The sequence below is a fragment of the Pirellulales bacterium genome (assembly GCA_035939775.1).
Lineage (GTDB): Bacteria > Planctomycetota > Planctomycetia > Pirellulales > DATAWG01 > DASZFO01.
In genome coordinates this window covers 1-12,592 of sequence record DASZFO010000106.1, presented here as the reverse complement: position 1 = coordinate 12,592, position 12,592 = coordinate 1, and the positions used below count along the sequence as shown (strand labels likewise).

General features: G+C 61.5%; 5 protein-coding genes. All 5 read right to left on the bottom strand.

Going from position 1 to position 12,592, the window contains the following annotated elements:
• On the bottom strand, positions 1-5,967 hold a 5,967-nt coding region (locus VGY55_06750), incomplete at its 3' end, for a hypothetical protein (protein HEV2969671.1).
• 305 nt (positions 5,968-6,272) lie between these two features.
• Positions 6,273-6,974: an autotransporter-associated beta strand repeat-containing protein gene (locus VGY55_06745; GenBank protein ID HEV2969670.1), complete on the bottom strand. Its 702-nt coding sequence runs from the start codon at positions 6,972-6,974 to the stop codon at positions 6,273-6,275.
• 135 nt (positions 6,975-7,109) lie between these two features.
• Positions 7,110-8,264 carry an SMP-30/gluconolactonase/LRE family protein gene (locus VGY55_06740; protein ID HEV2969669.1) on the bottom strand — a complete coding sequence of 385 codons (1,155 nt, stop codon included), beginning with the start codon at positions 8,262-8,264 and terminating at the stop codon, positions 7,110-7,112.
• 429 nt (positions 8,265-8,693) lie between these two features.
• Complete coding sequence (locus tag VGY55_06735; GenBank protein HEV2969668.1) at positions 8,694-11,702, bottom strand: serine/threonine-protein kinase; 3,009 nt, start codon at positions 11,700-11,702, stop codon at positions 8,694-8,696.
• A gap of 6 nt (positions 11,703-11,708) precedes the next feature.
• The gene (locus VGY55_06730; protein ID HEV2969667.1) at positions 11,709-12,323 is read right to left on the bottom strand and encodes a sigma-70 family RNA polymerase sigma factor; all 615 of its coding nucleotides are present in this window, start codon (positions 12,321-12,323) and stop codon (positions 11,709-11,711) included.
• Positions 12,324-12,592 lie beyond the last annotated feature (269 nt).

The following is a 12,592-nucleotide window of genomic DNA, read 5'->3' as shown; positions in this document are numbered from 1 at the left end:
GGAATGCGATACCGTCCCCTGGCTCTTGGTTGCAGACACGTACGTCAAGTTCGCGCTCAAGGTGTCGGTCAAGACGACATTCGTGGCCGTCGATGGGCCATTATTCGTGACCGTGAGACTGTAGGTGACAGTATTTCCTTCCGTGCTCGTGCCCGGCCCGTTGTTGGTGACGGCCAGATCGGCGCTGGGACCCACGATGCCGCCGGTGAATGGGACCGGATTGGAGGCGATGCCGTTGGCAATCACCGTCAGAGAATAGGATCCATTCGGCATCGAGGCGGGCAACGAGAAACTCGTGCTCACAGGCGTGCTCCCCGTGGCCACGCCCGTGCTGCTCCAATTGGAAGTCCGCGCGAAATAGACAAGGCCGGACCCGCTCTTCAATTCAATGATAGGGTAGTTGCTGTCCATCTCGTAAGCTGGGCTGTAGCTCGCGCCCGCCGAGAGGCCATTGAGTTGCGTGCCCGTCAAGGTGTAGTTATTGCCGCTGGCGACGACGCTCGTGATCGTCGGCTTCCATGCCGCCTGGGGCGAACCGCTGGGCGTATAGAGATCCAACTCGCTCGTATTCGGCGCGCCCTCAAAGAGGATCTGCCCGCTCGGAAGATCCAACATCCGCGTGACGGAAGCCATCTGGCCGGAAAGATCGGGCATGGTCGGAGTCACTTCGGTCAGGGAAGTGGCAATTGGGGCGGTCGGATCGAATTCAAAGAGATGAACCGGCAGATTACCAACGGCAAATAGAACGTGGCCGGTGGGCAAAAATGCCGCCGAGGAGAGCCTGCCCCCCGCTCCATCGGGAAGGGCTGGACCCGAGACCCAGGTTCCTGTGCCGCCAGGTGTTGTCGAGGGCGTGTAGATTGCCGTGTCGCTGTTGCCATCGACGGCCCCCATGCCACCGATTAGGAAAACGCGGCCGTCCGGAAGCAGCATCGAAGGCCCGGTTGCCTTGCCCTCGATTCCCAACGAAACGGGCACAGTTCCGGAATCGATCCAGGTCATCGTCGAAGGATCGAGTCTCTGGGCCTCCCCCACATTGTTCCAGATATCGTAGGACAAGAGGCTGCCATCGGGGAGCTTGGTCCATTTTTCGCCATAGCTCTGATCGTTAAAGAGACGGGTTGGGCCCGCGGCCCAAACATTTGTGGCGGGGTTGTAAATGTAAGTTTGCGCGCCAACTCTTGAGCCCACCAGCACCGTGCCGTTCGCCAACAGGACCGAGGGGACGTTGTACAAAGTGCTTTCCGGCAACGGCGCGATGCTCGACCAAGTATTTGCAACTGGGTCGTAGGTTTCCCCGGTGTTGGTGTTCTGACCCCCGATGACCAAGACGCGGCCGTTTGGAAGAACATTCGTGGTGTTTGAAACGCGTGCCGTGCTCATGCTCGCCAATTGAGACCACGTGCCGTTGGCATAGCTGCCCGTCGAATCGGGAGTCAGCTTGTAGACGGCACTGGTCGTCGTGAAAACCATCACGGTCCCGTCGCTGAGCAATTCCATCGTGTCCAGGCCGCTGGCCGGAGCGAGATTGGCGACTTGCGACCAAGGGCCCGCCGGAACTTCCACAACCGTCGTAATGATCGTGTGCGAGCCGCTTTGGACAAAGGTATGGGAACCAGTCACGGAGTAGGTTGTGCCCGACAGCGAAATGACGCCCGCGGACGTGGCGCCGTCGCCCCAATTGATCCTCGCGACGAAAGTGCTGGCCGGCTCCAGACCGCTGGCATGGGTGAACGTCGCGACTGTCTGATTCGTCAAGGTCGTGCTGCTGGTGACGAAGGGAGCGGAGACCACGATCGCCGGATCGGTCACGACGGTGATGGCGCCCGCGGTGTTGTTATTCAGATTCGCATCGGAAAGACTGCTCGTCACCGAAACCGTGTTGGTCAGATGGCCGCTGTCGATCGACTCGGCCGTGACCGTGGCAGTAACGGTCTGGCCGACGTTGATCGAACCGAAGGAGAAGGTGACCACGCTGCCAGATTGCGACGATGTCCCCTGGCTCTTGGTTGCCGAGACGTACGTCAGGCTGGTCCCCAAAGTGTCGGTCAGGACGACATTGGTGGCAGTTGTCGGGCCGTTGTTCGTGACGGTGAGGCTATAGGTGACGTTGGTTCCCTCGGTGCTCGTGCTCGGCCCGTTGTTGGTGATGGCCAGATCCGCGCTGGGACCCACGATGCCGCCGGTGAATGGGACCGGATTGGAGGAAATGCCGTTAGCGACCACCGTCAGCGAATAGGTTCCGTACGGCATCGAGGCGGGGAGCGAGAAACTCGTGCTCACAGGCGTGCTGCCCGTCGCCACGCCCGTGCTACTCCAATTAAATGTCCGGGCAAAGTAGACGTGCCCAGCCCCATTGTTCAGTTCGACGATCGGATAGTTCGTGTCCATCTCGGCGTCGTCGCCGTAGCTGGCGCCGGCGGAGAGTCCGTTCAGTTGCGTGCCGGTCAATGTGTAATTGTTTCCGGCGGGGACAACGCTCGTGATCGTCGGCTGCCAGGCCGCCCTGGGTAAGCCGCTGGGCGTGTAGACGTAAAGTTGGCTGCCGCTACTCGTGAACAGGACCTGCCCGCTGGGGAGGGCCAGCATGCGGTTAACGAACGCCACCGTGCCCGACAGGTTGGGAGTGCTCGGCGTGACGTCCGTGAGAGAATTGGCGGTCGGATCGAATTCATAGATTTTGGTCGTACTGCCACTGCCGGCCGCAAACAGAACATCTCCGTTGACCATTATCGCTCCAGGAGCGTCGTTGGCGACGAATCCGCCGGGAATGACCGGGCCAGCCGCCCAGCTTCCCGTGCCGCCGGGGGTCGCCGACGGCGTGTAAAGCGCCGTGTTGCTCGTGCCGCCGATTTGGAACACTCGCCCATCGGGGAGAAGAACGGCAGGGCCGATCTCGCCGCCATTGTCAAGCGCCACCGGAACCCTCCCCGAGTCGATCCATGCCATCGTGGCCGGATCGAATCGCTGCGCCTCTTGGGTATTGCCCCAAATGTCGTACGACAGGATGCTGCCATCGGCGAGTTTGGTCCAAGTTTCCTCGTCGCTCGCGTCGTTGAAGAGCTTCGTCGGACCGGTCGACCAACTATTGGTGGCCGGGTTATAGATGTAGGTTTGCGGTCCAGAAAGGTATGCCGCCAGCACTCGGCCGTCCGGCAACAGTGTGCTGGGATCGTCGCCGAAATTGCTAAGCGGGAAACTCGGTATATTCGCCCAGATATTGGTTACCGGGTTGTAAATCTCCCCGGTATTGGTCGTATCGAGGGTGTTACTTGGGCCGCTGTATTCACCTCCCAAGACAAGAACGCGACCGTCCTGAAGTACATTTGTGGCATCATAAAGACGTTGAACGCTCGGACTCGCCAACTGCGACCACGTCCCGTTGACGTAGCTGCCGGTCGCGTCCGGAGTCAGCTTATAGTAATTGCCGCCCGACAAGGCCATCACGGTGCCGTCGGTAAGCAGTTCCATCGTTCCGATGCCGCTCGGCGCCGCGTGGCCTAGCGGCGTCCAGGTGCCGGCAGGCAGGGGATTGGCCCATCCCATCGTCACCGATTCGTTGCTGCCATTGTCGCTCACTGGGCCATTGTTGTTGCCGTCGCCGACGTAGGTGGCCGACCAATGGTAGGTTCCGGCCGTCGTCGGGGCGAAGCTCCCGGAGGTGACGGCGCCGTTGCCGACGGCCGGCTTCGTGCTGCTGAACACCGCCGTGTTCGATGAGTCGTAGAGCGTGAAGACGATGTTGCCCGTCTCGTTGTAGCCCCCAGACAACGTCGCCGTGTCAAACACGCTCGCGCTGCCGATCGTTCCACCTGCCGAGGCAACGGTAGCGATCGTCGGGCTGGCCTTGACGGTCGTGACCTGCTCGGCCGTGCCGCCCTGATCGTGCGCGCTGTTGTTCAAGCCGTCGCCGGCGAAGCTGACCGTCCAAGTGTAGGTGCCGGCTTGCGTGGCGATGGTCGCGTTGGATGTGTTGTATGTCCCATCGCCGCTGGGCGTGATAGTCTGCGTGTCGACAACGCTGCTGTTGGGCGCGGTCAATGTGAACGTGAGCGGGCCGCTCTCCTGATATCCGCCGGAAAGCAATGCCGAGTCTTCCGGGATCGCGCTGCCAACCACACTGGTGCTGCCCGTCTCAAACGAGGCGGTCGTAACCAGCGTCGGACTGGCCTTGACCGTCGTCACCTGCTCGGCCGCGCCTCCCTGATCGTGCGTGCTGTTGTTCAAGCCATCGCCGGCAAAGCTAACAGTCCAGGTGTAGGTGCCGGCTTGCGTGGCGATGGTCGTGTTAGTTGTGCTGTAGGTCCCATCGCCGCTGGGCGTGATGGTCTGGGTGTCGACGGCGCTGTTGTTCGGCGCGGTCAATGTGAATGTGAGCGGGCCGCTCTCCTGGTATCCGCCGGACAGCACGGCCGAGTCTTCGGGGATCGCCGTGCCGACCACGGTGCCGCTACCGGTCTTGAACGAGGCCGTGGTGACCAGTTTCGGGCTGGCTTTGACGGTCGTCACTGTTTCCGCCGCGCCTCCTTGATCGTGCTGACTGTTGTTCAAGCCGTCCCCCGCATAGCTGACAGTCCAGGTGTAGATGCCGGCTTGCGTCGCCGCACTCACATTCGTCGTGTTGTAAGTCCCGTCGCCGCTGGGCGTGATGATCTGGGTATCGACAACGCTGTTGTTCGGCGCGGTCAACGTGAATGTGAGCGGGCCGTTTTCCTGATATCCGCCCGACAGCACGGCCGAATCTTCCGGGATCGCGCTGCCAACGACGCTGCCGCTGCCCGACCCGAACGAGGCCGTTGTTACCAGTGTCGGACTGGCTGCGACGGTCGTGATCGATTCGTTGCTGCCATTGTCCACGGCGCCATTGTTCAGGCCATCTCCGCCGTAGCTCGCGTGCCAGGTGTAGACGCCGACTTGCGTCGCCGCGACCGTCGGCGCGTTATACGTGCCGTCCCCCGCGATCGTGACTGTGCCCGCCGGGCTGGTCGCGCCGTTCGGGGCCGTCAATGTGAATGTGACCGTCCCGGTCGGATTGTCGCCGCCCGAGACCGCGACCGAATCGCCGAGCGCGGCGCTGCCGACCACGCCGCCGGCCGTTTCGCTGGCCGACGTGCTGATCGTCGGGCTGGACTTGATTGTCGCGACCTGCTCGGCCGTGCCCCCTTGATCGTTGGCCGGAAGGTTGAGCCCGTCGCCTGCATAGCTGACCGCCCACGTGTAAGTGCCGACTTGCGTTCCGACGTTGACATTCGACGTGTTGTACGTGCCGTCGCCGTTGGGCGTGACGGTCTCGGTATCCACCACGCTGTTGTCCGGCGCGGTCAATGTGAATGTGAGGGGACCGGTTTCCTGGTATCCGCCCGAAAGGACGGCCGAGTCTTGCGGGATCGCGCTTCCCACGACATTGCCCGCGGAGACGGTGGCGCTCGTGACCAGCGTCGCGCTGGCCTTGATGGTCGTGAGTTGTTCTGCCGGGCCGCCTTGGTCGCTGGCCGGGTTGTTCAGGCTGTCGCCGGCAAAACTCACCGCCCAGGTGTAAGTGCCGACCTGCGTTGCCACATTCACATTCGACGTGTTGTACGTGGCATCGCCATTGGGCGAGATCGTCTCGGTGTCCACCACGCTATTGTCCGGCGCGGTGAGTGTGAAATTGATCGCGCCGCTCGCCTGATCGCCCCCCGACAACGCGGCCGAATCTTCCGGGATTGCGCTGCCCACCACCGTGCTGCTATTCTGAAACGAGGCCGTCGTGACGAGCGTCGGGCTGGCCGAGAGCATCTGCCGCGCTTCGAGCGCTTCCAGGCTGAGCCGGCGCGGGCGGGAGCGTCGAGTACCGCCGGGGACTGTCCCCTTTTGCGGAGCGGGCACCATCGCAAGATGGTCGGGAGCCAAAGGGGACTGTCCCCCTCGCCGCGGCCGGTTCTCGGAATGGGAACGGCGGCGGCGTTTGCGGCTGGCTTGGAACATCATCGACCTCCTGAATTCAGACGTCTTGGTCCGAGAATGCAATCTGCAGGGATCGCGTTGGCTGATTCTCTACTCTATAGCCCGGCAAATCAATCACGGGTGTGACAAAGAAAATGGGAATGTCGAAAAGGCGGAGGTCGGAGGACAGAGGTCGGAGGCCAGAGATCGGACGTTAGCCGGTTCGCTTGCGAACCGAAGTCGGCGGGGATCGGGCATCGCACCGAAGAAACCTCGGACGTATTCATCCACAGATTACAAAGATTGGCACAGATTTAGAGAGAAATAATCTGCGAATTTCAATCTGCCTATCCGTTCGTTCGCCGACGAATGTCGGTGATGAGCAGGCCAAGCAGCGCGAAGGCGGATAGCAGGATGGTTGAGGGCTCGGGCACCGCCGCGACGCCGACGGCGGAGTTGGAACCGCCCAGAGTGGGAAGAGTGAAACTTGAATCGCTATCCGCTGCGCCGACGAGCCAGTTTGGCGAACCGATTCCCGCGGCAAACGGATCATTCGGCGCGAGCGAGCCGGCCAAGGCCAGTCCGCTCGACTGATCCAGGGCATTGCCCGAGGCGTCCGAGGCGTCGATCGTCACTGTCGCGGGGCTGCCGGCGGCGCCGCCGATTATCAAAGCGTTTTGTACGATATGGTCGGCCGTTAAGCTGCTGCCCGCGTTCACCTGCGTGTTGCCGGCCCCGTCGATTCCGCCGACGACTTGATTCGTGCCGGAGACGAGGAGTCCAGACGCAGTGCTGTTGTTCAAGACGTGCGTTCGATTGCCGCCAGCCGAACCAAAAGCTGAAACGGAGCCTGCCAGTTCGAGCGTAGCGCCTGGGGCGACCGTGGCGGTGGTGCCGGCCGCGATTGTCGCTGAGCCGGAGGTGATATCGAACCTGAGTGTGCCGCCCAAGACGACGGTGCCGCCAGAATAATCGTTAGCACCCGAGATAATCCAGACGCCGGGGCCGCTCATCGTGACCGCCAGTTGTCCGGAACCGTTGTCCGCCAAGGCGCCGCTAATCGTGTTCGCGCCAGTGTTGGCACCGTTAAGGGTGAGCGTCGTGACGCCGCTGGTCGTGGCCGGGGTGATTCGCCCACCAACGCTGAGCGTGGCGGAACTGCTGCTGGCGCCGCTGGTGACGGTCTAGTCTCCTTCCAGCACGAGCGGGGCGTTGATCGTTTCAGCGTTGACCACGGTGGAGGTGGTTTGAATCGTGCCCCCAGCAGTCAGCAGCAGGGACGGGCTGCCCACAGTGCCAATGGTCAGGGAATTGACGCTCGCAGTGTCGAAGGTGATGTTCTGAATGTTGCGGCCGGCGTCGACCGTCAATGGCGAATTGGGCGAATTCCGATCGAAAATGGCGGTGTCGGTGTTCGTCGTGTCGATGATCGCGCCAGGCACCGGGCCGGACCAGTTTCCACTGTCGGACCAGGACGTACTGCTCACGCCGGTCCATCCAGCCCGTTCGGAAGTGAAGAGAATATCCACGGCGCCATTGCCGATGCCGGTCGCGAATGCGTCGAGGAACGCACCTGTCGAAAGGTTGTAGCGGAGAACGCTCTGGGTACCCTGGCTCACAACGTAGAGGTCGCCGTCCGGACCGACCTGGACGGCTTCGGTACCCTTTAGTCCGCCGCCGCTGATGCTGTCGACGAATGTGCCGGTCAGTGCGTCGTAACGCACAACATTGCTGCTCCCAAAGCCCCCGACGAGCATGTGGCCGAGGCCGTCAAAGGTCAGCCCGTAGTAGGGCGCCTTCAGGCCGCCGACGCCGTTAGGGACGAAGGCGTTAATAAATGCCCCGGTCGTGCCGTTGTACCGCAGGACGCTGTTGTCCGGCGCACTCCCGACATAGAGGTTTTGGTCCGGCCCAAACGTCATGGCATTCGGGCCTTGGAGACCTCCGCTGCCACCGCTTACAAAGACTCCGAGGAACGCCCCAGTCGTGCGGTCGAAGCGGTATATGCCTCCGCCCGCGACGCTGCTGCTGACGTAGAGATTGCCATCCGGGCCGAACTCCAGGGCATTCGGCCGCGCCAAACCTCCACTGCCTGACGGCACAAAGGCGTCGATAAACGCGCCAGTCGAACCGTTGTAGCGGAGGATGCTGTTGCTGCCGTCGCTGGCAACGTAGAGGTTGCCGTCGGGACCAAAAACCAAGCCGGCCGGCGCACTTATCCCGCCGCTGCCCTTGGTGACGAAGTCGCCGAGATAGCTTCCAGTGGTTTCGTCAAAGGCGGCGATCCGGTTCTCGCTGAACAGACTTACCAGAACCTCCGCGCGAGTGGTTGCGGGCATGACCCAGATCGCAGTCGCACCAAGAAGGAGAGGGAAGAGGGCGCGCGACAGCGGCCCCGGCTTGAATGTGGTGTTTGTTTTCATGGTCTTTTTGGCGACGGCCGGTTTCAGGACCGATTTGATCGCCAAGTAGTCGAGTGGGTTAGAACTTATGTCGAACCGGTGCTGATCCTTTGCGATGACGGGTGTGATATTGTCGCGGAATCTTGTGCAGTACAATGAAAACGGCAGGCCCCTGGCGCGCACCGCGACCACCGGGGAATGCACGGGCCGGTGAGGGTTCTCATTTCGCAGCGGGTCCTCACCGGCCGCTCTTGTCTAAGTACAAGTCCTTTTCCACAGATTACACTGACGAACACAGATATAGAGGGTTCGCACAACGATCGCAAATCTGTGCCGATCGGCGCCATCTGTGGATGAAAGGCGGTTTTATTTGCCGCGTTTGCTTGTCGTCGGTGACGACGGGTTCGGATCTGTTTCTGAATCAGCCTTCTTGGTTGGCGGGATACCCTTCTTGAATACGGTAGGATTGGCCTTGTAAAACTCGGCCAGCTTTGCCTTCCAGGCCGCCGCTTTTTCCGGCTGGTTCGTGGCTTCGTAGAATTGGGCCAGACGCCGGAGCGGTTCGCGCAGACATGACCTTTCCGTTACGCGGATTCCGGCTATGCGATCTTGCATTCCCTTGTAGCCCGAAACCAACAGCGGCTCGGCGTCGGTGTATCTCGCTTGGAGTAGCAGCACGCTCCCGAGCGATGTCCGAGCGGAAAACGTGTGCCAGTCGTCAGGATATTGTTTTTCGAGGCTTCTCAAACACTCACGGGCGAGCGGTTCCGCCTCGACCGGCCGGTCGGCTTCCAGGTACGCGTCGGTTAGGGCCGACATTTTTCCGAGCGTCAGGCGGTTCTCAGCCCCAAGTTTGGCTTTTGTGATGTTGAGCAATTCTTGATACATCCTAATGGCCTCGTCGAACTTCCCCACATCTAAATAGACGTTCGCCAGATTATTAATGTAATCGAGCCGTCCGAAATCGCTACGAACTGGTCCGAGTTTGGCTTCCGAGCGTTTGAGGACTTCTTCGAACAACTTCAGCGCATTATCCACTCGTCCAGTCTGGTAGTAACATATGGCCAGGGTATTCATTACTATGAGTGTCCTGGCGTCGTCCGGCCCAAATTTGCTTCTCATGAACTTAAGCGATTCGTCGAGCCAGGGAACCGCCTCGTCGCTCCGTCCGACGGCGTTCAAAGCGTTGCCTAGATTGTGCATCGCTTCGGCCGAATCGTAATCCTCCGGGAGCCGTTTGGCTTTCCTGATTCCAAGTAATTTTTCAAACAGGTGAATCGCCTCGTCGCTCCGTCCGACTTCGTTCAAGACGTTGCCTAGATTATTCATCGACCCTAGTGTATCGGGATGCTCAGGGCCCAATTTGGCTGTTTGGATTTTGAGTGTTTTTTCCATCAATCGAATTGCGTCGTCGAGCCGCCCGGTGCGTTGATAATTTAAGGCCAAATTGCCCATCCATTCGAGCGTACAGTGGCGCTCCGGCCCGATTTTGGCCGTACTGAGTTTGACCAGCTCTTCGAACAACGGCAGCGACTCGGTATATCGCCCAGATTCGAAATACGCGGCGGCTACTTCGTTCATCCTGGCGAGCACTATCGGGTCTTCAGGCCCTAATACGGCCATTGCCAAGTCGCGGGCTTGTTCATTAACCGGAATCGCCTCGCGGAAGAGACCCAAGCCGGAGTAAGATTGTCCGATTGCCGCCAGCAATTTGGCTTTGGTGAGGGGATCGTCGGCGAATTTATCCTGTAGCTTCTTCGATGATCGATCGAGGACTTCAGCGATCGTTATCGTGCGTCCATCGCGGTACGGGTCGGGATTGCGGAGAGTGCTCAAGAGAAAATCTAAGGCTGCCTGTGCGTGTTGCTCACTGACGTTAGCCCGCGCTTCCGCGTTGAGTGACTTTTCCCGGGCCACGATCGCATCGTTCTTGGCGCCGTTGATGAGCACCAACGCGACGCTCGATCCCACCGCGATGACCGCAGCGATGACTGCGGCCGATAAGAGGAGGGCTGGATGCCGGCGAGACCATTTTGTCAGCCGCTCGCGACGACCGGGCGGTTTGGCTTTGATCGGCTTGTTGGCGAGGAAGCTGCGCAAATCTTCGGCAAGATCGTGGGCCGTGGCGTAGCGCTCCTCGGGGTTCTTGCGGATTGCTTTGAAGACGATCGTTTCCAGCTCGACCGGGATTTGGCGGTTGACTTTACGCAGGGCGGCTGGCTCTTCGAAGGCGATTTGCTTGAGCAGGTGCTGGCGGTCTTCGCCGTCGAATACGGGGCGGAGTGTGAGCAGCTCGTAGAGCGTCACGCCGAGCGAGTAGATGTCGGTCCGATGATCGACCACGACGCGCTTGGCCAGGGCTTGTTCCGGGCTCATGTAGCGCAGGGTGCCGACGAGGTCGCCGGTCATCGTCATGCCGGCGTCGTTTTCCATCCGGGCCAGGCCGAAATCGGTGATCCAGAGCCGGCCGGTTTCGTCCAGGATCAGATTGGCCGGCTTGATGTCGCGATGGACCACGCCTTGCTCGTGCGCGTAGTCGAGCGCCTCGGCCGCTTGGATGCCCAACTCGGCCGCGTTGCGGAAGTAGGCGCGGCCGGAGGTGGATCGGGCTGTTGAGAGGAGGGCTTGGGCTTCGGGGAGTGTGGTCGAAGCGGGAAGGGGAGAGGGGCGAGGGGTGAGGGGCGAGCGCATTCTTCCCTCTCCCCTTTGCGGGAGAGGTGTCGGGGGTGAGGGGGCGGCAATCGGAATCGCATCACCCTCACCCCGGCCCACTCCCAGAGGGAGAGGGAGTGGCGCGGAGCCGGCGGCGGCTTTTTGTTCCACTTCCGGCCTTCCCTCCGCCCGGCGAAGATTGGCGATCAGGCTGGCCAGGCTTTCGCCCTCGATATACTGCATCGCGTAGAAATGCACGCCGCGCTCGCAGCCGACTGAAAAGACCGGGACGATGTTGTTATGGTGCAGCGCGGCGGCGGCTCGGGCTTCGTTTCGGAACCGGGTCAGTTGCCGCGGATCGAGCATCGCCGCGAAGGGGAGAACCTTGAGCGCCACCGTGCGGCCGAGCGAGATTTGCTCGGCCTGGTAGACCACGCCCATCCCGCCCCGGCCGATTTCCCGCTCGATCCGGAAATCCCCCAGAGTTCGGCTGGAGAGATTCTCCGTGTCAGGCGGCAGCGAATCGCCGTGCGACAGAGACGGGTTCATCAGCGTCAGCGCCGGAAGAATATCGCGGAGGATCGGAGCGATCTCCGGATAGCGCTCGGCATACTCTTCGACGTTCGGTTCCTGCCCGCGATCCTTCGCCTTCAAGAACTCATCGGCCACCTTGGCCAACAGATCGGCCGTGTCGGATGCACGGTTATTGGCAAGAGTCTTCATAATCGATTACGCCTGATCTTTGAGTTTCGCCCGCAGCTTGATGAGCGCGCGGCCGTAGCGCTGGCGGACGGCGGGGGGCTGCATCTCCAGCACCGGCGCAATCTCCTCGAACGTCAATCCTTCCACGTTGCGCATCACGACAATCTCGCGGTCCGCGTCGCTCAATTCGGCCACGGCGCTCGCCACGCGCCGCTCCGACTCGCGGCGCTGGAGCTTCTCCGACGGAGAGGAACGGGCGGAGAGCAGCCCGCGGGCGATCAATCGCGACGACCGGCTCAGCCCGGCCTCCTCGCGAAGGAGGCTGCGGCGGTGGCGCTCGATGTGAGTGCGCTGGGCGTCGCAGACTTGCTGCTGGGCCGTTTTGCGGAGCCAGAGCCGGAACGGCATCGGCCGGCGTTTCAAATAGTCGGCGAACCGGCGAAAGGCAACCATGTGCGTCTCCTGAACCACATCGGACGGATCGAGCCGGGTCCGCAGCCGGGCATCCATCCGCAGCGCGACTAGCCGCTTGAGCGATTTGCGATGCAGCTCGAACAGCCGATCAAAGGCCTCTCGATCGCCGGCGGCGGCACGTTCCAGCAGGCGTCGCGTCTCGTGTGAATCGGTCGCCGTGGGTGGCATTGGCTAATCTCCCACACTATTACCCGGCAATTCCCCCCAAGTGTGACAGAGAAAAGGGTACGAAGCGAGCAGATTTCCCGCCCGCCAAATTGAGTTTGTGCGAATACCTCAACGGCGATCACCGTTCAGCCCAGCGTAGGCCGCGCTTGGTGGCGTAGACCAGCCTGGCCTGGGGCCCACGGCGTGGCCCTTGTCGACTCGCGGCCCGGCACTGGCCGGGCCCAGAGGGCGCCCCGCTGGCCAGTGCCACACCCGCTCGGCCAGTGCCA